Source organism: Lysinibacillus sp. G01H (assembly GCF_028872195.1).
Classification (GTDB): Bacteria; Bacillota; Bacilli; order Bacillales_A; family Planococcaceae; genus Lysinibacillus; species Lysinibacillus capsici.
In genome coordinates, this window is the sequence record NZ_CP118397.1 from 4,135,817 (window position 1) to 4,158,105 (window position 22,289).

The window sequence follows — 22,289 nt, forward strand, 5'->3', positions numbered from 1 at the left end:
ATTTATATGACACTTTCACATGAACAAAAAACACATTTTCAAAGTATAGTTGATTCTGCACCTATAGTCATACAGCCTTTAGCAGCTGCATTGTTAAAATACATGGACAATAGAGATTATGACATTGAAACGCTTATAGACGTTCAGCAATATTCATCACTTGAAGAGTTATTTAGTGGACCATTATTTGAAGTGCTTACCCTGTTTTCTTCACAAGAACGGGCACTTAAGATCAAGAAACTAGCATTACGCTTTGATGCTACAATGTTCCAAAGAGGTGTTTTACGTCGATCTTTTCGTTCATCTCAACCAGTGCAAGACCATCTGTTTCAATGTTTACAGTTAATAGAAGAGATGCTGACATTTGCGGAAATTAGTTTGCAGGAGTTGTTAACAAATCATCGTCAATATGAGCATGGAACCTACCCAAACTATAGCTCTTATGTCTTAAAAAATGAAAATATAAAAGTAATGGGTTTTAACGTCTTTGAGCAGTTGCTCGCTGAAGAACTATCATTAGAGAACCCGTCAATTGAAGAAGCAGTAGAGGGTATTTTATTTGATGAACATCAAAGTAGCTTTTTCGGTCATCCATTCATTCGAGGTATTTTTAAATCAAATAATCATCGTATGCATGATGCACTTGGCAAACTCTTATTAGCAGCTGCACGACAAGAAGGTTTACGACAGGCAATAGTAGAAAATATTGACCATGGCAATCTTGATGCACAACTCTACATGATGAAGCTTATTCAGGAACAACGCCTAACACGCTTCTCCTCTGTAATTCGAGCAGTCGATACTTGGATGGGACTTGGCTATAATAGCTTCGAAAATCAAAAAATAACCGAGGAAGTTCTTGCATTAGCCATCCAAGCAATCGAAGAAGACAGCTTTATTGAGCAACTGTTAACGAGTGAACGTACAATTGATATCTATGTTGCATTATGGGCAACTGCTACAAAGGACTATACGAAATTAAATGACCTTGTAACAATTCTCTTAAAACGTGACAAACATATCCAACTTACAACGCTTGCCTTTTTGAAAAACTTATCGAAAATTTCCTTCACAGCGCCATTTGTAAAGGATTTAATCTTATCAACAAAAGATATCGAGTTGTTTGCCTTTGCATGGGGCAATTTTCTTTATGCTAATCACCATATTAATAGTGAGTATGCAAGAGACAATGAATGGGCGCAAATCCTTCAAACCTTCATGCAAGAAAACACACAGTTACAAGGGATTGAATACCTTTTATTTGAACAGCTTGAGTGGGCAAAAAATGAAATTACGAAAGATGGACTTAACATTACAGGTAAACCGCTATCCTTCGTCCATGTCCATTTGTCATTAGAAGATTTAATTTCAACACAAATTATTTTAGCCCATCATGTACAAGATGAGGCATTATTCCAACGAATTATTGAGCATGCAGAATCTTACTCACCATCTAGCAGAATCGGCCTACTGAATATTTATTGTCTAGAACCTGTCACCACACAAGGTCAACGCGAATTTTTATTTAATTCTTTACGAGATCGTAGTTCCATCAATCGTTCTCTCGCGTTAAAAAAAATACGTGCTTTAACACCAACAGAAGAGGAAATAGCAAAGATTGAAGATCTTTTAGCAAATAAATCAGGTGCACTTCGAAAAGAGGCTATTTCACTCTTAAAAGTTCAGCCACAGAATAATCTGTTACAAAGTGCTGAAAGGCTGTTAAAAGATAGTAAGCAGTTAAAGAGACTTGGAGGGCTTGAATTACTATTAGAAGCCTCTAAGCAACACAACTTAGCAAGCGAGCAAATTACATCTTTATGCTCCTTATTACCAAAAGTAACTAAAAACGAGCAAGTTTTGTTAGAGCAATTAATTACAAGGGATGTCCCTGAGTATAACGAGAGTAATGGCTTTGGCTTGTATACGCCACATCCCCCTATTCAATATGGCTGTATTTCTGATGGAGCCATTCAAATGAATGGTGTAGAGCCTTGGCAACAGCTTGCTCCACTTTATGTACAGACACCTACACCTTTTGAAAAATTCTTTCAATACGATATTGATAAGTTATTATCTAAGCTTGAACAGCTTATTCGGGTTTTAGATAAACATGCTGAACTAGAGTATGAAACATATCATTGGAATGACACACCCATTACCACTACATTAGGGCAAGAATATAGTGTAATGGCAACTAAATCAGATAATCAACGACATGCTAGTCTTGATGCTTATCCTATCCCTGAAGAAATTATTCAATGGATGAAGTCAACATTATTTAGTAATGAGGACTTAGCCTATTTTAATTTTTATCATAGTCTATCAGAATACCCTTCTGCTCATGATCTTTCCGAAGCAGCTCATACACTAATTAAACCGTTCTTCCAATACAAAGAATTAAAAGAACGTGTTACTCAATTGAATTCCTTGAAATATGACGATACAATTCAACAGATATTCACAGTATTAACCCAAGATATCGACAAAATCTCAGGTGACAAAATACTACATCAGGAAGCTCTTTCGTTACTACAAAAGCATGCACCCGAATTTAATCGCTTTGAACAGGCAATAGGCATTATGCTACAGCTACTCGAACAAATTCCTGTGGATCAGTGGCAACTTGACGTTCGAGAGAAGAGCTATTATTACTATCGTTCCACTTCTACTATTATCGATTTAGATGTCGTTGAGTCATTTGTTGATCGATGCTGGTCTGATTACTCAACCTATGGTGAATATGTCAAAATGCTAGCTATCAATGAAGAGCTAACAAAGCGTATGAAAAATGCTAGCTATAGCCCAAACGTCTACAATTTGTCTTTATTCCAATATTTAGACGCCATGAAAGTTGGTTTATTTACGCAAGATCACTTATTTGAAGCCATATTTACCAACACGCTCGCTTCAGAAATATTTAATGAGCCAACTAAGTTACTAGAACGCTATCAACAGTCGTTTGAAGATTTAACAGATTTCTTTACTATTCGTGAACAAGCGATTGATCGTATTTTAGCCATAGAACTAAAACGTGGTGATACGCCTACTGCTGTAACAAAGCTTGCTAGTAGCATTTCTTATTTTGAGGGTATTGATTATTTCTTACAGATTCTACAGGCACTTGACGGAGAAAAGCTTGCGCGAGGCTATATTTGGCAGGCAGAAACGAAAAAGGATGTATTCTCCCGATTGCTAACCAACTGTTACCCCAAAAAAGAAGAAACAGCGCAGCAATTAAAAGAAGCATGGCAGAAAACAGACATTTCTAAAGAGCGTTTAATTGAAGCAATGATGTATAACCAGCATTGGATAGACCTTGTCAGTGAAGTAATTGGTTGGGATGGACTAAAAGAATCAGCTTGGTATTTTATTGCTCACACAACAGATTCCTTGTCCGACTATGCCAAGGATCAAATTGCCCTTTTCTCTAGCATCACTGCTGAGGATTTCCGTGATGGGGCATTCGATTTAGCTTGGTTCCAAAGTGCTTACCAAACACTCGGTGCAAAAAATTTCAAAATTGTCTATGATGCAGCAAAATATGCTTCAGAAGGAGCTAATCATCGTAGGGCACAGCTTTATGCAGATACTGCCATTGGTAAGCTTAGTCCTAAACCATTAATGCAAGAAATCCAAGACAAGCGTAATAAAGATAAACTACGTGCATTAGGCCTTATCCCACTAAAAAAATCAGATGATAAAGATGCCTTAACACGCTACCAATTTATTCAACAGTTTTTAAAGGAAAGTAAGCAATTTGGTGCTCAACGCCGCGCAAGTGAGGCTCGAGCAGCAAGTATCGCTCTAGAAAATTTAGCGCGCAATGCAGGCGATGGAGAAGCCACTCGCTTCACATGGCGTATGGAATTATCTTCCTTTAACGATATGAAGCATTTATTTAAAGCACAACAAATCGAGCAAATTACAGCCCATCTACAAATAGAAGATAATGCCTCTGTAGCTATTATTGTTGAAAAGGATGGTAAACGTCTAAAGAACGTTCCTGCTGCCTTAAAAAAGCATGCTGATATTGTAACCTTGCAGGAAGCCCGAAAAGACTTACAAGAGCAATATAAACGAGCCCGCCCAGCGCTTGAGCAAGCAATGGAATTAGAAACAGTATTTTCGGTCGAGGAGCTTATTCATTTATTAGCCCATCCGATTCTAGCTCCGCTTTTACAAAAACTACTATTTATTAGCGATAATGACGTCGGAATGCTTACACCAGAAGGTTTACAGCTTCTATCGGCTCACATTGTGGACCTTGCTCCTACGTCCTCTATAAAAATTGCTCATCCTTACCACCTTCTAGAAAGTGGTCAATGGAGACAATGGCAATCCTATATGTTCGAGCACAAAATTAAACAGCCATTTAAGCAAGTGTTCCGTGAGTTATATCTCATTAATGCTGATGAAAAAGCACAGAAACAATCATTGCGCTATGCAGGGCATCAAGTAAATCCTTCACAAACAGTAGCCCTGTTGAAAACACGTGGCTGGCAAATCAGCTATGAAACAGGACCACGTAAAGTATATTATAAGGAAAATATTGTGGCATCCTTGTATGCACAGGCAGATTGGTTTACGCCAGCAGAAATTGAAGCACCTGCAATCGAAGGTGTTTACTTCTATGATCGACTAACAGGCAAAGATATCGTTTTAGATGATATTCCAGCTGCGATATTCTCTGAGGTTATGCGAGATATTGATCTCGTTGTCAGCGTAGCTCATGTCGGTGGTGTAGACCCTGAGGCAAGTCATTCTACTGTTGAAATGCGCAGTATTATCGTAGAAGAATTGGCTAAATTATTGAAGCTAAACAATGTGGAAGTGAAAAAGCAACATGCCCTCGTAGAAGGTAAGCTAGCAAGTTACTCCTTACATTTAGGAAGTGGTGTGGTGCATCAAATAGGCGGTTCCATGATCCCAATTATTGCTGTCCCATCTCAGCATCGTGGACGAATTTTCTTACCGATGGTGGATGATGATCCACGGACGGCTGAGATCATGTCCAAGCTCTTATTACTATGTGAAGATACAAAAATTAAAGATCCAGCTATATTAACTCATATTCGAAGCTATGAGCAAATGCACTAACGTACTCTAGATAAAAACAGGTGACTCCATTCGTCACCTGTTTTTACTGTACATCTGTTTTAATCATTTCAAATAATAGCGGTACATTCGTGCCACGATGCAATGAATGACAGCCTTCCATTAAAAATGACCAACTTTTCTTTATTTTTTCCCTATATGACAACTCTGAACTGACTGGGAGATAGGTGCTTAAATATTCCTCAATCGTGCATGTCAGATTGTCCATAAATTCATCTGCTTTTTGTATTTTTTCTGTAGGGATTTCATTGCGCTCATTCCATAAGACATGCTCTAAATTCGTAGAAAAATAAAATAATTGATAAGGTACTTTCATACGGTTAATGCTAAAGTGGTCGTTGGCAATCAAAATTCTAGCATTCTTAGCCTTCATATCATTGCGTTGTTCTATTTGTTCTTTGCGTTTATCCGACTTCACTAAAATAGCATCCTCTGTATAAAATAAGTTTTGCTCGATACGCTCATCTACCTTGACGCACTCTGGTGCGATAAAGCATCCATCTGCATCTGTAATATGAACAACCGCTGTTAAATCATTGGGTAAAAATTTATATTTTTCAAGATAGCTTTGAATCACTCGTACAACACTGTTTTTAATATTCGGTATGCGTTTGTGCGCATCCCACTTTGTTAAGATATCTTCTCGTTGTACATCAAAGCGTATTGTGGAGTTCGCAAAATGAGCATCTAAATAATCCTCTAAAATAATTTGCTCCGTCTGCCCTTCCACAATAATTAAAAGTACTTTTTTAGTCATGTTGAACACCCGCTTTACGAAAAGCCCGCTTTATTTTAAATGTTTTAGTTTCCTTATATATCTCTTCCTCTTGCCCGCCAAGCTGGATAGCACGTAAATAGACATCTCTAGCGTTATTCACTTCTTTCATACCTTTTAGCTGCATATAACGGTGATGTTCATTTGTTGTCGTAAACCATAAATTTTTAATAGCTAGCACCTCTAACACACGTAGATTATGGGAAGTAAAAATAAGTTGCCCTTTTCCATCCTCATCTATCACTGTTAACAACTCACCTAACAAATATTCAAATACACCTGAATCTAATTCATCAATAACAACGCATGCATTCGGATTATTATATACAGCAATCAATACACTAAGAATAGAAATGATCTTTAAAATTCCCTCTGACTCTGTTCGTAGCGGTAATTCCTGCTCCCCACGCTGAGACAAAAATTCGAAACGGATTCCTTGTTCGCCACTGTCCATCATTTGCTTTGTAATGATATTAATTTTAATCGTCAGACCAGGAATAATGGCTGAGAGCACTTGATTACTTTGTTCAATAACCTCACATAAAGCATAGAATCCATCCTCTGGTAATAAAGCTGGTCCATTTAAATCATAAGGAATAAGACCTCTTGTTTTCTCTAAATGAATACTGAATGGCATCATCCGTTCTTCAAATAGTGGGGCAATATTTTGAGTATTAACAACATGTAAGTCTCGACTAAAATCAACAGCAATATTTTGTAGCAACTGCATTTCTAGCTCAGAAAGTCGTTCATGTAATAATGCCTTTATATCCTTATGGAATAGAAATGACATATATTGTTTTCTTGCTAACTGTTGAATAACCAGTAATTGAATTCGTGCTTGTTCACTCAAATCATCCAGTTTCGATTGACGGATTTGTACATCCCTCTCCGTCACAGCCACTAAAATCTTTGATCGCTTCCCTTTCGTGTTTTCTCGATAGGTAAGGCGCTCCAACGTAGTATATAGTCGATGCTGATCCTCCTGTAGTTCAACATAGTAATTCACAAAAAATGTACCGAATTGATTTTGAACTAGAAATTCTACATCCAAGCTAGCTGTTTGCTCTCCTGCCAATATAAGTCTTTTCTTTTGAGAGGGCAACTTCACTTCAGCAAGCCATCCTGATAGAAGTGTTTTCAATAAACTAAATGCATCTACAATGGTTGTCTTCCCAGAACCATTTTGTCCATATAGGCCAACAACATTCGCTTGTAGAAATGTCTCAAAATTTACTGCGAGTACAATTTCACCCTGTCGTACATTTCGTAAATTTTGTAAGTTTATTTTTTTTATCTTAATAATTGCCATATGCTAAACATCCTTTTAGCTTTTTCTCTTATTATAATGAAATTCGTTTTATTTTATAACAAATTCGAACTTAAGCATCCATAGCCTATAGCCTATGACAAAAATCGCAATAGGCATATGTTAGAAAAAATGAAGAAAGGTGTGTTTCATTGGTTTATCCTAGATTAGCCCCTGATGATTTTAACAGTCAATTTCGCCCAGGTATGAAAATATGGGTAACACTCCCTACTGGTACTTATTCAGGTACATTAATTCGAACATTCGGAACTGGAGGAAGAACTGCTGAAATTCAGTTAGATAATGGTCAAATAGTGACTGTGGATGTTAGTCAAATCACTGCTGCAGGTACAGGAACACCTCCTGGTAGTTCCTATCCGCCGCCATACCCACCACCTTATCCGCCATATCCGCCTCAACCTTATCCACCGCGTCCATACCCACCACAGCCTTATCCGCCTCAACCTTATCCGCCACGTCCATATCCACCACAGCCTTATCCACCTCAACCTTATCCGCCACGTCCTGGAGGGCAATATCCTGGTTTCCCACCACCATTAATACCAGGACTCCCTAATATTCTACCGGGTATATTTGGAAATCCACGACCGTAGCAACAACTAGAAAAGGTTATTTCTTTATTTAAGAATAAAGAAATAACCTTTTTTCATTTTACTCCCATAACAAAAATCATCAAATTCCTTTACACAAAAGACATGACAAAATAAGTAAAAAGCCCTAACAAGGAATTGGAAATTGATATTTCAGCCAATTTTTTAATCAACCGAAAATAAGTAAGATTTGAGCATACTTCTTTTTTATACCAGGAATTATGTCGCTTTTTGTAAAAATTTAACCTAACCTAAAAATTATATAGACTAAAAAACTATATATTATCGTTTATTTATAGAAATCATGCCTTGAAATAGTAAGTTTTCTGGGTTGTGAATCAATTTTTTTGGCAGTATAGTAGTTAAATGATAGGGGATAAATAGATTATTTTGCATCTATAAATAGTTTACACGCATCTGGACTTCTACGAATAACATCACCATCTTCAATGTGTAGTACATTGACTAAATTATCCATTTATAGTCCTTAGCTTGAAATATTTGCTATATCATATTAGGAGGAAAAGCATGAAAACACGCAAGAAGCAGCAAATGTCTATTAGTAAGAAATTAACTGCAATAGTAGTGAGTATTTTATTATTATTCGGATTAGTTACTTTAGGTCTTTCTTATTATATAGTAAGAAATAGTAATTTAACAGACATGAATCAATCTCTTTCTGACAAAGGCATGATCCTAGCCAAAACCATTGATATTACTACACTAAAATCGATATTAGAGAATCCTACAAATAGTAACCCCGATGCTCTACGATTAACTAGTGAAATGGATGCAATCAATGATAATTCTGATAGCATTACCAATCTATTTTTAATTACAGTTAACGGTGAAAATATTAATGCACCTGTTCTATCATCTAGTATACTTGAACTAGGGGCAGAGTATAACCAAGATATGATTGCAATGGGTTTATCTCCGGATTTCCTAGCAAGAATTAAAGAAGTTTTTGATACAAAAAAAGCAACAGCAACAGATATTTATAGCGATGAATATGGTAGCTATAAAACAGGCCTTACACCAATCTTGGATGAGAATGGGGACATGCTGGCTGCTTATGCCATTGACTATGACGTATCAATGGTAACAGGAAAAGCGATGTCTGAAGCCCTATGGACGTTATTAGTAACAGTTATTTTCTTAATTGGTTCATCCATTGCTGTTTACACTCTTTTAAGAAAAAAATTAACACCAATTCAACAACTTTCCTTACAATCTAAAAAAGTCGCAGAAGGTAATTTAGAGCTTGAACCATTACCAGTTACTTCAACAGACGAAGTAGGAATGCTCACACAAAATTTTAATTCAATGATTGATAACTTAAAAAAAGTTATTAAGAGTACAACAAATGTTTCTGAGCGTGTTTCAAACACAGCCAATGTTTTATCTGTAAATATGCAAGAAGCTTCCGATTCATATAATAATGTAGCATCTTCTATGCAGGAGATTGCAAGTGGCGCTGATCTTCAAGTACAAAAGGCAAAAGAAAGTACAATTACCATTGAAGAAATGAATATTGGTATTCAACGTATTGCCATGACATCCAATCAAATTTCAGAATCCTCGATTTTAGCATCAGAGGAAGCTGAAAGAGGAAATGAATCGACAAATAAATCTGTTGCACAAATGAATGCTATTAGCAAAGCAGTTAATCAATCTGCAGCTTCTGTTAAATTACTTGGCGAACATTCCAATAAAATCGAAGAAATCGTAGGAATCATTACAGGGATTGCTTCACAAACCAATCTACTTGCATTGAATGCGGCTATCGAAGCTGCACGTGCTGGGGAGGCTGGTAGTGGCTTTGCAGTGGTAGCTGATGAGGTACGTAAACTTGCAGAGCAATCTGAGGCATCTGCAAGAGAAATTTCTACACTTATTTCTCATATCCAGCATGATACAAACGAATCTGTAAATATCATGGTTCACGCTGTAGAAGAAGTAGATCATGGTATTGTCATGATCAATGATTCGGAAAAATCATTTAGCCAGATTTTAACTTCCATTCACCATGTGACAGGGCAAATTCAAGAGCTTTCTGCAACAATTGAAGAAATGGCAGCTGGTATGGAAGAAGTAACATCTGCTGTAAAAGATATGGAAGATTTTTCAGTCAATTCAAAGGACAATACAAGAGCAGTAGCAGCAACTTCTGCCTCTCAATTGAATACAGTACAACGAGTTTCTGAAGAAGCTCAAGTATTATCCGAGCTATCTGATGAATTAATGAATGTTGTTAATACCTTTGTAGTGAAATAAAAAATGAAAGGGCTGCCCTTATAAAGGAGAGTTATGTCCGTTAGTTTCTCACAGATCGATTCACTACTGTGGACCTAATGACGCTAATCACTCCTTCATAGGTGTCGGCCCTTTTCTAAAATAGGAGTTGTCATAATTGAATAATAAACAAGAATTTGATGTACACCCATCACAGAATAATACGTATTCTTTTGACCAACAAACGCTACCATCCAATCGTACACAATTATTAAACGGAGAAGACTTACTCGCATATCAAACGTTAAACCGTACAATAGCTGACTATAATCAAAACACCACAATACCTGACGTATTTTATCAGGCAGCACAAAAATTTGCGGAACGAATTGCATTATCCTATGAAGGTGGAAGACTTACCTACCGTCAGCTAAATGAACAATCCAACCAAGTTGCTCATATGTTAGTTGCCAACGGTCTGCAAAAAGGAAACTATGTAGCGATAGTTATGGAACGTAGTAAAGAAACCGTCATTAGTTTGTTAGGTATCCTGAAAGCTGGTGGAGTTTATGTTCCCATTGATCCGAGCTATCCAAAAGAACGTTGTCAGTACCTATTAAACGATACAGGTGCTCCATTTATCATAACGAAAAACGAACATACAGCTCTACTGAATGATTTTATACATAATGATTCCCAAACACGCACAGTGTTTACAATCAACCAAATGGAGCAAGGGTATTCACAGGAAAATATCCAATGTGAACTTCTTCCCTCCGATTTAGCCTATATTATTTATACATCTGGTTCAACAGGTAAGCCAAAAGGCGTCATGCTTAAGCATGAAGCTGTCATTAATTTAATAACAGATAATCAACGAATCTACCATTCAACTAAAGAAGATGTTTATTCCCAGTTTATTTCTTTTAGCTTTGATCCTTCTATAACAGAAACTTTTACTGCTTTATTTTCAGGGGCAAGACTTCATATGCTTACAAGTATAGAGCGTGTGTCCATTGAGGCATTTGCTGATATGATCGACCGTGAGCAAGTAACGACCGCTACTGTTCCAAATGCTTTCTTTACACAGCTAGCTACACATTTACCAGTAAGCTATAGAAAAAAGCTTTCGACATTAAATTATTTATCTGTAGGTGGTGAAGCCCTATTGCCTGCCATTGTTCAAAAATGGCAAGACAAATTTGGACTTTCTACCGAAATTATTAACGTGTATGGACCAACTGAGTGTACAGTCTTGTCCTCCTATTTTAAGGTGAAAAGTCAGATAACAGACATGCAATCTAGTATCCCCATTGGTAGACCAATCGCCAATTATGAAATGTATGTTATTAATACGGACGATCAGCTATGTCCCGTTAATGAAATCGGAGAATTATGTATTGCTGGTGCTGGTTTAGCAGCAGGTTATTTACATCAGCCTGAAAAAACGGCTGAAGTATTTGTACCTCATCTCTTAAAGCCAGATCAAAAAATGTATCGAACAGGTGATTTAGTTCGACTATTGCCAACAGGTGTCATTGAATTTGTTGGACGTAAAGACTCTCAAATTAAAGTAAGGGGCTTCCGTATTGAACTTGGCGAAATCGAAACAGTATTGAGCAATCATACGAGCATTCAGGAAGCTGTGATCATTGCGAAGAAAATGGCTGATGGAAATAATCATTTATTTGCCTACTATACGGTGGCAAGTGGAATGCAGCTTGAGGAGAGTCTTTTAAGGGATTACTTAGCAAATCTTTTACCAGATTATATGGTGCCAGAGCAATTTATCGAATTGCAAGAAATGCCGTTATCCCCTACAGGAAAAATTGATCGAAAACACTTAGCTTCATTGGAACTAACTTTATCACGCAGCACTACATATATTGCACCAGAAAATGATACACAGCGTATGCTTGCTACTGCATGGGAATTTGTACTTGGTATTGAGCCAATTGGCATTCACGATAACTTCTTTCATATTGGTGGGCATTCGCTCAAAGTGCTCGAGATTCTTGTACAAGTGAAAAAACATATACCATTCTTAAAGATTCAGGATTTCTTCCAATATCAAACGATTGCTGAACTGGATCATTATATTCGCGATTATCAACCAGAAGCGATTGAAGATCAAAAAGAACCCGCCAAAAACATTGTATTCAAGGACTTAATGGAGCCTAGTCCTCTACAAGTCTCCCAAAACGTGAAGCCCTTGCCAATGACATCGGTATTACTAACAGGAGCTACAGGTTATTTAGGTAGTCATGTATTATATGAGCTATTAGCAACAACAACTGCGCACATATATTGCCTTATTCGACCAAGCACCCAAACTACGATTGAAGATAAACTAAGAGAGAGTATGCAATTTTATTTTGGCAATACTACTGCTCAGCAGATGAAAGATCGTATTACTGTTATCCAAGGTGACTTAGGCAAGCAACGTCTTCATTTATCTGATAAAGATGAACAAGTCATTATGAAAGAAATTAATGCCATCATTCATTGTGGTGCAGACGTACGTCATTTCGGTGCAGCTGATCATTTTAATAATGTCAATGTGAATGGAACTCGCTACTTGCTTGAAATAGCCAAGCAGAAACCAGGTGTGCATTTCCATTATGTATCGACAATTGGCATTCCAGAGGAGCTAGCCGCCATACAATGGGGACCAAATGAAGCAAAAGGTAACTTCAATTACAATGTAAAGCTTGATAATGTTTATACTCAAAGTAAGCTAGAAGCAGAAAACCTTGTTCGAAACGCTGTACAGGATGCAATCCCTGTCTCCATTTATCGTGTAGGAAATTTAAGCTGTCATTCTGAAACAGGTAAATTCCAACGTAATATCGATGACAATGCCTTTTACCGTATGATTAAATCAATGCTTTATTTAGGTAAAACACCTACTGCACAATGGCATGTTGACTTCACACCAATCAATTATGCTAGTCAGGCACTGGTTTCTTTGGCAAGCCAGCCAGCAACCAACGGCCATGTCTTCCATTTATGTAACCCTGTATCGCTTACTTATTTAGAATTAATCGATATGCTTAAGGAAGTTGGTTATGACTTAACAATTGTTTCAACACAAGAGTATACAGATTGGCTATTAAATGGCGATCATTCAAAAGGTGTACAGGAGTATTTATCGTTAGCCATTGCGCAGCTTGAAGGTGATGGAGCAAGTGACTCCCCATTTATCTTCAATTGCAAAAAAACGATAGAATTTTTAGCTCATACCAAGATTGAATGTGCGGCACCAAATAAAGCCTTTATTCACAGAATGATTCAATATGGCATTGATACAGGCTACTTTCCAGAACCAAAACAAGTCAATATAAGATGATAAAACAAACTATACAGTTATTTGCACTTCCTCTAGGAGTACAGTTAGCACCGTCAGAACGGGATGCTTTCCTTAAAGTACTCCCTTGTGAGGTGCAAAGAAAAGTTCAGCAATACAAGCACTGGCAGGATCAGCAAAGAGCGTTGCTAGGTAGCATTCTTATTAGATGGGCACTTCTTCCCTATATAGATGAAGTTCTGTTGTATCTAGCTCAAAATGAATTTGGGCGCCCATATATTGCAGGACACCCTCATTGGCAGGGAGATTTTAATCTCTCTCATTCTGGGAATTGGATCGTGTTAGCAGTCACCACTATCGGACGAGTGGGCATTGATGTTGAAGAAATAAAGCCAGTGAGTGAAGATGTGATGGTATATGCGCTATCTGAGACAGAGCGTCAATTGGTCTTTCATCAGCCTTTACATGTTTTTTATGAGTTTTGGACTTTAAAAGAGGCTCTTTTTAAAACAGGCTTATTGCCAAACTTATCGCCATATTTGCTTGATACCACCAACATAAAAAAAACAAGGAAAGACCTTTTTACTCATTTATTCTATCTCGATCCGCAACATCCTGTATGCGTCTGCTGGAACAATAAAAATTCTAAGTTAATAACCACAATATTAAATAAAGAGCAGCTTCTACAGTCATAACAATAATTATCATCCGTAATAAGAAAACGCTGCCCTAACGTGTCATTTATTCGACCCGCTAGGACAGCGCTTTTTGTTTTATTTAAATAAGTCTGGATACATTTCTTTTGCTAATGCTTCCATTCCATCAATCGTGTTATAGCCATAGCCAAACATATAATTGTAATCTACAATATACATTTGTTTATTTTTAATAGCCTTCATGCTGGAAAGTTTAGGGTTCGCATAAATATCTTCACGTACTTTTGTCAAATCAGAACCATCCCAGTTTGGTAGAATTAATACATCTGGATCTGCTGCAATTAATGTTTCAACACTTACATCGCCTGTTTCATCTTTGAAAATATTATCTAATTTAACCATTTTGAATGCATCATTAAAGAATGTTTCATCGTGTGCTGGATAAACAAAAAGCTCTTTTGGATCATTTGTATGCAGATAGGCAAATGTTTTTTCTTCTTTTATACTTTCTAATTTTGAGGAAATATCTTGTTGTCGACCTTTTAATTCTTTAATAAAGCTATCTGCTTTGTCTTGAACATTAAAAATTTCACCAATATTTTTTATATCTTTATAAATAGAATCATACGTGCCGCCTGTTACGGATGACTCTAAAACATATGTTTTTACACCCATTTCATTAAGAGAGTCTACTGTCCCTACTCCCCATTCAGCATTATCAAATAAGCCACCACGACCAAATACTAAATCAGGATCAGTACCTAATGTAACCTCTTTCCCAACATATTCATCACTTAAAATATTTAGCTTAGCATACTCTTCTTCAACAGATTTATCAACTGCGCCAAAGTTTGCACCAACACCAACGATTTTATCGCCTAATCCTAGATGTAATAATAATTCTGCAGCTGGGCGTGTATTTGCCATAATTCTTTCAGGTGCTTTATCAAATACTTGATCTTTCTTTTCCCATGTTGATCCACCTTCAGCCTTTGTAAAGTTCTCAATTGTCAGTGGATAATGCTCTTTTGTTTGTGTTTCCTTAGATGTATCTTTTGATGTGTTACCGCAGGCTGTTAATGTTAACAAAGCCGCTAAACCAATTCCTAATAATAATTTTTTCTTCATGTTTTTCCTCCTACAGTCCATATGCAAAGCCTAATCCATTCGTCACTGGATTAGTAAATGTTTTACATTTTATATGATATAAAGCTTCGATTGTTTCTGGTGTTAAAACTTCTTGGGGTGTACCATGTGCATAGATTTCACCATCTTTTACTGCATAAAGATAATCACAGTAATGTGCTGCCATTTCTAGATCATGAAGAGCTGCTAAAACACCGATTTTTAAACTTCTTACACAGGATAGTATTTCAATTTGATAACGAATATCTAAATGATTTGTTGGTTCATCCAAAATCATAAATTTAGGCTGCTGGGCGATCGTTCTTGCTAAAATAACCCGTTGCTTTTCGCCCCCAGATAGTGAAAGAAAACTGCGCTCTCTATAAGATTGTAAGTTTGTTCTTGTCAGTGCCTCTTCTACGATGTCAAAATCCTTTTGGTTATCTGACTCTAGCATTTTTTTATGAGGTGTTCTTCCTAACATCACCATTTGTTGAACGGTTAAATCAAAGTGCATTTCATTGAATTGTCCAACTACACCTAAGTGCTGAGAAATCTTTTTTTCGGGGCTTTTTAAAACATCTAAATCATCTAAGAAGACCATCCCTTTTTGAGGTACTAGACTTTTATAAATGCTTTTCAGTAAAGTTGATTTTCCGCATCCGTTTGGTCCGATTAAGCCCACAAATTGTTGCTTATTCACATGAATGGATATGTTTTTTACAATTTCCTTTTTGCCGATTTTTACTTCTATTTCCTTTGCTACTAATTCCATTGTTCTACCCTCCGAAGTTGTAACCTTTTTTTACAATCATATAGATAAATAATGGTGATCCTATGACAGAAGTAATAATACCAATCGGTAATTCTACATTTTGGATTAATGTTCTAGACAGAATATCCGCCCAAATCATGAAAAGGCCTCCTAAGAGCAATGTTCCTAACATTAATCGTTTGTGATCTGCCCCAAAAATACCCCTCGTGATATGTGGAATAATTAAACCAACAAAGCCGATCATACCTGCATAAGCGACCATCGTTCCTGTAATAAGCGAGGTAAGAATCATATACAATTTACGATACGCACTTAAGTTGATCCCTAAGGTGATAGCTGATTCATCCCCAAGTAGCATTGTATTTAGCACACGATGTTGGAAAAGGAATAATGCAGCTCCTAGTACAATCACGATTGTTAAAATTGGTGTTTTGTCCCAGCTGGCAGATGCTAAACTTCCCATAGACCAGAACGTAACAGTTTTGATACCCTCTGCATTATTGGCGAAAAAGATGATAAGGCTTGAAAACGAGCTACATAATGCACCGATAACAACCCCTGATAAAACCAATTTTACAGAGGTTGCTTTACCTCCAATGCTAGATAAGATAAGCACTGCCATAGAGGTAATCATCGCCCCTGCAAATGCACCAAAGGCTACTCCAAATTGTGCTAACAATGCACTACTCCCAAAACCAACTAGAATAGCAAAGGTTGCACCTAATGACGCTCCTGAAGAAATACCAAGTATGTATGGATCAGCAAGCGGGTTTTGGACAACCGCCTGCATGACAGCCCCACACAAAGCAAGTCCGACACCAATTAATAAGGCAAAAACCACACGCGGCATTCTAACCTGTAGAATAATATTCAAATAGGATTCACTTTCCACACTATCAAGTGTTCCAAGTTTTCCATTGGATATAGTATGTAGCAAAATATCCATCGATTGCTTAAAAGGTATGCTGACTTGTCCTATTGATACAGAAAAAACGGCAGATATTAAAATAGAGACTATTAAAAGCAAGATAATAACATAATAAATATTGCCCATTCCTATTCTGTTAGCTTCCTGTCTATCCAAAATTTCACCTCTATCTATTAAACTTTTGTTAATGATAACGATTATCATTTTCATTTTGTATTGTAAGTGATAATCCACTGAAAAACAACAGGAAAATTTTTAATTATAGATTATGCATACATTTAGTAGATGAACATTCCACTAATGGCGGGTTTTGATTCACCAAGATTATTGTTTCAAAAGAGAAAATTTAGGGATTTTCAATTAAACTTTGTTCTAATAAGAAATCCAAATAAAAAACCACTTTCCATAAAATTATGGAAAGTGGTTTTATTTACTTGCTAAATTGTGCTTATAGGCTAAGCTAAATCTTACATCATTCCTGGCATACCGCCCATGCCGCTCATATCTGGCATTGCTGGTGCTGCTTCAGGGATATCTGCTACAACCGCTTCTGTTGTTAAGAATAGAGCTGCAACTGATGCTGCATTTTGTAAAGCTGAGCGAGTTACTTTTGCTGGGTCTACTACGCCTGCTTCCATCATGTTTACCCATTCGCCAGTTGCTGCATTGAAACCAATGCCAACTTCTTCACGTTTTAGACGATCTACGATAATTGAGCCTTCAAGACCTGCATTATTAGCAATTTGACGAACTGGTTCTTCTAAAGCACGTAGAACGATTTTCACACCTGTGGATACGTCGCCTTCTACTGCTTCAGCCGCTTTTTCTACTGCTGCATAGACGTTTAGAAGAGCAGTACCACCACCTGATACGATACCTTCTTCAACAGCCGCACGAGTCGAGTTTAAAGCATCCTCAATACGAAGTTTACGCTCTTTTAGCTCTGTTTCTGTTGCAGCGCCAACTTTGATAACTGCTACACCACCTGCTAATTTTGCAAGACGTTCTTGTAATTTTTCTTTATCGAACTCTGATGTAGTTTCTGCAAGTTGTGCACGGATTTGACCAATGCGTGATTCAATTGCGTCTGCTCCACCTACACCTTCAACGATTGTTGTGTTGTCTTTAGTTACAACAACTTTTGCTGCACGACCAAGTGCAGAAATATCAGCTGATTTTAGATCTAAGCCTAATTCTTCTGTAATCACTTGTCCACCTGTCAGGATAGCAATATCTTCAAGCATTGCTTTACGTCGATCACCGAAACCTGGTGCTTTTACTGCTACAGCATTGAATGTACCACGAAGTTTGTTCACAACAAGTGTTGCAAGAGCTTCACCTTCTACATCTTCAGCAATCATTAAAAGTGGACGACCTTGTTGTACCACTTGCTCTAATAATGGCAATACTTCTTGAATGTTTGTAATTTTTTTATCAGTAATTAAAATGTACGGGTTATCAAGAACCGCTTCCATTTTATCTGTGTCCGTTACCATGTAGTGAGAAGCATAACCACGATCAAACTGCATACCCTCAACTACATCTAGCTCTGTTGTGAAGCCTTTTGATTCTTCAATTGTAATAACTCCATCGTTACCAACGCGTTCCATTGCTTCAGCGATTAGTTGTCCAACTTCATCATCTGCAGCAGAAATGGCAGCAACTTGTGCAATTTCTTCCTTATTGCTTACAGGGCGAGAAATAGCATGTAATTCAGTAAGTGCTGCAGCAACTGCTTTATCGATACCTTTACGGATACCTACAGGATTTGCGCCAGCTGTAACGTTTTTCAAGCCTTCACGAATAATTGCTTGGGCTAATACTGTTGCTGTAGTTGTACCATCACCAGCGATTTCATTTGTCTTAGAAGCAACTTCTGCTACTAATTTTGCACCCATGTTTTCGTATGGGTTTTCTAGTTCGATTTCTTTAGCAATTGTCACACCATCATTTGTAATAAGTGGTGAACCGAATTTTTTTTCTAAAACAACATTACGTCCTTTTGGTCCTAATGTTACTTTTACTGCATTTGCTAATTTATCTACACCTTGTAACATTAATGAACGAGCGTCTTCTGAGAATTTAATATCTTTTGCCATGAGAATTTACCCTCCTGAAATGGAATATTCGTTAAGCTTCTTCAATATATTTATAACAATTTCACCTTATTGTCACATTTGTTATGCAAACAATAAGCATCCACCTTACGTAAGGTGCCTTTAATGTTCTTATTCAATAATTGCAAGAATATCGCTTTCGCGTAAAATTAGGTATTCATTACCTTCAAATTTAACTTCTGTGCCAGCGTATTTAGAGAAAATAATGCGGTCGTCAACTTTAACGTCAAGCTCTACACGTTGCCCGTTCTCTAATACACGACCTGTCCCAACTGCTACTACTTTACCTTCTTGTGGTTTTTCTTTTGCAGAGTCAGGTAGTACAATACCGAATGCAGATTTTTCTTCTACCTCGATTAGTTCAATTACAATACGATCTCCTAGTGGTCTTAACAAGTGAAACAACCTCCTAATAATTAAATAATTGTTGATATTTATTAGCACTCTATATCAATGAGTGCTAACACAATTATTATGATAATCAATCACTCTTTTTTTTGCAAGTCAGAACTTCAAAAAATTTTGTTTTCTTTCCATATTCCTCTACAATAGAAAGGAAGCATATGAATGGAAAGGATTTTGATTGTGACTAATTCTCAAAAAGTAACGAAACATAAAAAAACAGCCCTGTATGTTTTGCTGATTTATATCTTGATGCAAATCTCTAGCAGATGGTTGCTCTTACCGTTCCATAAGCTCATCATGAAGGTAACTGGTTTAGCTTCTGAACAAGCGGCTCCTATTACTCAAGGTTGGTATATTGCCCTAAGTTTTGCGGTAGCGCTCATTTTAAGCTTAATCCTTACATCTCGAGATAAAGCATTTTGGAACATTTATCAAGGAAAAAAAGAAACGATACCTCTAACAATTGTGTGGGGAATCATCGGCTTCTTCCTAGTGTTCTTTGGACAAATGATTGGTGCAGCTATTGAGATGGTTGTTTTCGGTATTGAAGGAGGCTCACAAAATACTGCTGATATTGTCGCAATAGCTAAAGGTGCTCCCATTGCCATATTAGCAATTGTTGTATTCGGGCCAATTTTAGAAGAATTCGTCTTCCGTAGAGTAATCTTTGGCTCGCTTGTCCAAACAACAAATTTCTGGGTGGCAGCAATTGTAAGTGCCATTTTCTTTGCGATTATCCACTTCGACTTCTCTCATATCTTACTTTATACCATTTGTGGTTTAATCTTCGCCTTTTTATATCACAAAACAAAGCGCATTTGGACGTCTATTATTGCACACGTCATGCTTAATGGATTTGTGACACTTGTACAATTCTATGCGGAACCATTGCAAAAGTTTCTTCAAGAACTCGAAAAAATGCAATAAATTTTTGTAAAGCGATTGTAAGCTGCAAAAATAACACAAAAGCTCGGTGTCCCATTTAGGGCACCGAGCTTTATTTATTACTGTTGATTCAATTCTTCTATTTGTCGTCGTTGCTGCTCAAGTGCCTCTTCAATCTGACGCTTTTGTTCTGCTTCCTGCTCTTCTTTTAAACGGATCTCTTCAGATTTTAAATATTTGCGATAGCCTATTTTCGCTACCCAAACACTAAACTCATAGAGTAAAAACATTGGTACTGTTACGATTAAATGACTCATTAAATCTGGTGGTGTAATCATAGCCGCAATGACAAAAAGTCCGAAATAAGCATATTTTCTGTTCTTTGTCATAACTTGTGGATTTAGAATACCCAAACGTGCAAAGAATAGGAGTACAATTGGTAATTGGAAAACAAATCCAAAAGGTAAGGTGATTTGAAATAAAAACGAGAAATACTCATTAATTCCAATTGTTAGTTGTACACCTAGACGGTCAGATAAATCAATCATAAAGTTCAATACATATGGAAATAAAATAAAGTATGAAAAAACAATTCCAGCTACAAATAAGATAAATGTAAAGGGTATATAGCTTAATGTTACCCGACGTTCCTTTTCATATAGTCCTGGTGAAATAAAGGCCCATAGCTGATATAGAATAATAGGAGACGTCAACAATAAGGCTATATAAAAAATCATTTGAAAATAAATTTTTATAGAGTCTGTTATTCTGAACGCGTTTAAAGAGAAACTCTGTGCGGTTTCACTGCTTTGTAAAAAATGAATAAGCGGCTCCGCCAAAAAAAACGCTCCAGCCACCGCAATAACAAAGAAAACGACTGCAAAGTAAAGTCGTTTCCTTAATTCTTCTATATGCTCAATGACAGTTTGGTTGTTTGCATTCATATTAGAAAGACATCCTTCAGTTACTTATCATCGTTTTTTACTTCGATGACTTTCTTTTTATCATTATCATCATCATCTGCTAACCCTTTAGTAGCATTTTTAAATTCACGCAGTGTAGAACCCATAGCTTTCCCTAACTCTGGTAACTTTTTAGGGCCAAATATTAAAATTGCTACAATTCCAATAATGATAAGGCTCATAGGACCGATACCCATTACAGCCACCTCCTCTTATATATTTTACATTTTAACTCACTTTCGATAATTTGGCTAACTAATATTATGTGAAAGTTTTACGTCTTGCTATTCACCACAACAGCCTAAACACGCTATGTAAAGAATCACTCTTCCTGATTACGAATTAAATAAATAAGCGCTTGCAACTCTACCGATAAATCGATTGTTAAAAGCTGCATTCTATCAGGTACTGTTAATCGCTCTGGCGTAAAGTTTAAAATTCCCTTTGCATTCATGGCAGCTAAGCGATCCGCCATTTTTTGAGCGGAGCGTGGTGAAACGGTTAAAATAGCAAGCTCTGCACCGTATTCTGCATATTTTTCTTCCAATAAATCTGGATGAAAAACCGGAATGTTACTGATCATTTTGCCATCCTTCGGTGCTTTTGAATCGAATGCTACCACAATATGTGTATTATGGTTTTTTTGAAAATTATATTTTAATAATGCACTGCCTAAATTCCCCACACCAATTAACGCTACTTTTGTCGTTTCATGTTGATCAAGCGTCTGGCTAAAAAATTGTAATAGATGCTGCACATCGTAGCCATAACCTTTTTTCCCAAGTGCACCAAAATAAGAAAAATCACGGCGAATAGTTGCAGAATCTATTTTCATCGCTTCACTCAATTCCTTCGACGAAATACGTTCCATACCTTCTTGTGCAAAGTTTTGAATAAATCGATAGTAAAGAGGAAGTCTTTTTGTAGTGGCTTGTGGAATTTTTAATTCTTGTTTCAAACTTTTTCCTCCTTATGATGTACCTCCATCAATTTTACTGTCTTTAACTACTAATTTTAATACATTCATCCTTAACAATATACAACATTTTTGCAATCCCCTGCTGTATTTCTCTTTAGTTAA

General features: G+C 36.8%; 16 protein-coding genes. 6 read left to right on the forward strand and 10 right to left on the reverse strand.

Annotated elements, in window-relative coordinates; all coding sequences use genetic code 11:
- Positions 1-6 precede the first annotated feature (6 nt).
- The gene (locus tag PSR12_RS21035; protein WP_274770409.1) at positions 7-5,100 is read left to right on the forward strand and encodes a DUF4132 domain-containing protein; all 5,094 of its coding nucleotides are present in this window, start codon (positions 7-9) and stop codon (positions 5,098-5,100) included.
- A 43-nt stretch (positions 5,101-5,143) separates the two neighbouring features.
- On the opposite strand, the gene PSR12_RS21040 is transcribed toward PSR12_RS21035, so the two are convergent.
- Together PSR12_RS21040 and PSR12_RS21045 are read right to left on the reverse strand one after the other, a co-directional pair.
- Positions 5,144-5,875, reverse strand: coding sequence for a hypothetical protein (locus tag PSR12_RS21040; RefSeq protein ID WP_257520655.1), 732 nt, complete (start codon positions 5,873-5,875; stop codon positions 5,144-5,146).
- Positions 5,868-7,205 carry an AAA family ATPase gene (locus PSR12_RS21045; RefSeq protein WP_257520656.1) on the reverse strand — a complete coding sequence of 446 codons (1,338 nt, stop codon included), beginning with the start codon at positions 7,203-7,205 and terminating at the stop codon, positions 5,868-5,870. Before PSR12_RS21045 ends, PSR12_RS21040 begins: the two co-directional genes overlap by 8 nt.
- A gap of 149 nt (positions 7,206-7,354) precedes the next feature.
- Here PSR12_RS21045 and PSR12_RS21050 point away from each other — a divergent pair, with 149 nt between their 5' ends.
- The 4 genes from PSR12_RS21050 to PSR12_RS21065 all read left to right on the forward strand — a co-directional run bounded on the left by PSR12_RS21050 (position 7,355) and on the right by PSR12_RS21065 (position 14,050).
- Complete coding sequence (locus tag PSR12_RS21050; protein WP_009374122.1) at positions 7,355-7,816, forward strand: hypothetical protein; 462 nt, start codon at positions 7,355-7,357, stop codon at positions 7,814-7,816.
- A gap of 525 nt (positions 7,817-8,341) precedes the next feature.
- Positions 8,342-10,090 (forward strand): methyl-accepting chemotaxis protein, encoded by a 1,749-nt coding sequence (locus PSR12_RS21055; protein ID WP_004224372.1) that lies wholly within the window; start codon positions 8,342-8,344, stop codon positions 10,088-10,090.
- A 136-nt stretch (positions 10,091-10,226) separates the two neighbouring features.
- Positions 10,227-13,397 (forward strand): non-ribosomal peptide synthetase family protein, encoded by a 3,171-nt coding sequence (locus PSR12_RS21060; RefSeq protein WP_274770413.1) that lies wholly within the window; start codon positions 10,227-10,229, stop codon positions 13,395-13,397.
- Positions 13,394-14,050 (forward strand): 4'-phosphopantetheinyl transferase family protein, encoded by a 657-nt coding sequence (locus PSR12_RS21065; RefSeq protein ID WP_274770415.1) that lies wholly within the window; start codon positions 13,394-13,396, stop codon positions 14,048-14,050. Before PSR12_RS21060 ends, PSR12_RS21065 begins: the two co-directional genes overlap by 4 nt.
- 78 nt (positions 14,051-14,128) lie before the next feature.
- On the opposite strand, the gene PSR12_RS21070 is transcribed toward PSR12_RS21065, so the two are convergent.
- From PSR12_RS21070 to groES, 5 genes are all read right to left on the reverse strand, one after another.
- A complete protein-coding gene (locus PSR12_RS21070) occupies positions 14,129-15,139 on the reverse strand; it encodes an ABC transporter substrate-binding protein (protein WP_221683015.1) in 1,011 nt (336 codons plus the stop codon).
- A 10-nt stretch (positions 15,140-15,149) separates the two neighbouring features.
- On the reverse strand, positions 15,150-15,911 hold the full coding sequence (locus PSR12_RS21075; RefSeq protein ID WP_221683016.1) for an ABC transporter ATP-binding protein: 762 nt from the start codon (positions 15,909-15,911) through the stop codon (positions 15,150-15,152).
- 4 nt (positions 15,912-15,915) lie between these two features.
- Positions 15,916-16,995, reverse strand: coding sequence for a FecCD family ABC transporter permease (locus tag PSR12_RS21080; protein ID WP_009374126.1), 1,080 nt, complete (start codon positions 16,993-16,995; stop codon positions 15,916-15,918).
- A gap of 311 nt (positions 16,996-17,306) precedes the next feature.
- Positions 17,307-18,938: a chaperonin GroEL gene (gene groL / locus PSR12_RS21085; RefSeq protein WP_004224361.1), complete on the reverse strand. Its 1,632-nt coding sequence runs from the start codon at positions 18,936-18,938 to the stop codon at positions 17,307-17,309.
- A 129-nt stretch (positions 18,939-19,067) separates the two neighbouring features.
- Positions 19,068-19,352, reverse strand: coding sequence for a co-chaperone GroES (gene groES, locus PSR12_RS21090; RefSeq protein ID WP_004224358.1), 285 nt, complete (start codon positions 19,350-19,352; stop codon positions 19,068-19,070).
- Positions 19,353-19,523: 171 nt separating this feature from the next.
- On the opposite strand from groES, the gene PSR12_RS21095 reads away from it, so the two are divergent.
- A complete protein-coding gene (locus PSR12_RS21095; RefSeq protein ID WP_274770422.1) occupies positions 19,524-20,288 on the forward strand; it encodes a CPBP family intramembrane glutamic endopeptidase in 765 nt (254 codons plus the stop codon).
- 77 nt (positions 20,289-20,365) lie between these two features.
- Here the strand turns inward: PSR12_RS21095 and tatC are convergent, their stop codons facing one another.
- The 3 genes from tatC to PSR12_RS21110 all read right to left on the reverse strand — a co-directional run bounded on the left by tatC (position 20,366) and on the right by PSR12_RS21110 (position 22,166).
- Positions 20,366-21,190: a twin-arginine translocase subunit TatC gene (gene tatC, locus PSR12_RS21100; RefSeq protein ID WP_221683019.1), complete on the reverse strand. Its 825-nt coding sequence runs from the start codon at positions 21,188-21,190 to the stop codon at positions 20,366-20,368.
- A 20-nt stretch (positions 21,191-21,210) separates the two neighbouring features.
- Positions 21,211-21,405 carry a twin-arginine translocase TatA/TatE family subunit gene (tatA, locus tag PSR12_RS21105; protein ID WP_004224351.1) on the reverse strand — a complete coding sequence of 65 codons (195 nt, stop codon included), beginning with the start codon at positions 21,403-21,405 and terminating at the stop codon, positions 21,211-21,213.
- 125 nt (positions 21,406-21,530) lie between these two features.
- Entirely contained in the window at positions 21,531-22,166 is a 636-nt protein-coding gene (locus PSR12_RS21110) for a redox-sensing transcriptional repressor Rex (RefSeq protein ID WP_004224350.1), read from the reverse strand.
- Positions 22,167-22,289 lie beyond the last annotated feature (123 nt).

Coding starts and splice junctions, on each gene's coding strand:
- PSR12_RS21035 (WP_274770409.1), top strand. CDS start 7: ATGACACTTTCACATGAACAAAAAACACATTTTCAAAGTATAGTTGAT.
- PSR12_RS21040 (WP_257520655.1), bottom strand. CDS start 5,875: ATGACTAAAAAAGTACTTTTAATTATTGTGGAAGGGCAGACGGAGCAA.
- PSR12_RS21045 (WP_257520656.1), bottom strand. CDS start 7,205: ATGGCAATTATTAAGATAAAAAAAATAAACTTACAAAATTTACGAAAT.
- PSR12_RS21055 (WP_004224372.1), top strand. CDS start 8,342: ATGAAAACACGCAAGAAGCAGCAAATGTCTATTAGTAAGAAATTAACT.
- PSR12_RS21065 (WP_274770415.1), top strand. CDS start 13,394: ATGATAAAACAAACTATACAGTTATTTGCACTTCCTCTAGGAGTACAG.
- PSR12_RS21070 (WP_221683015.1), bottom strand. CDS start 15,139: ATGAAGAAAAAATTATTATTAGGAATTGGTTTAGCGGCTTTGTTAACA.
- PSR12_RS21075 (WP_221683016.1), bottom strand. CDS start 15,911: ATGGAATTAGTAGCAAAGGAAATAGAAGTAAAAATCGGCAAAAAGGAA.
- groL (WP_004224361.1), bottom strand. CDS start 18,938: ATGGCAAAAGATATTAAATTCTCAGAAGACGCTCGTTCATTAATGTTA.
- PSR12_RS21095 (WP_274770422.1), top strand. CDS start 19,524: ATGGAAAGGATTTTGATTGTGACTAATTCTCAAAAAGTAACGAAACAT.
- tatC (WP_221683019.1), bottom strand. CDS start 21,190: ATGAATGCAAACAACCAAACTGTCATTGAGCATATAGAAGAATTAAGG.
- tatA (WP_004224351.1), bottom strand. CDS start 21,405: ATGGGTATCGGTCCTATGAGCCTTATCATTATTGGAATTGTAGCAATT.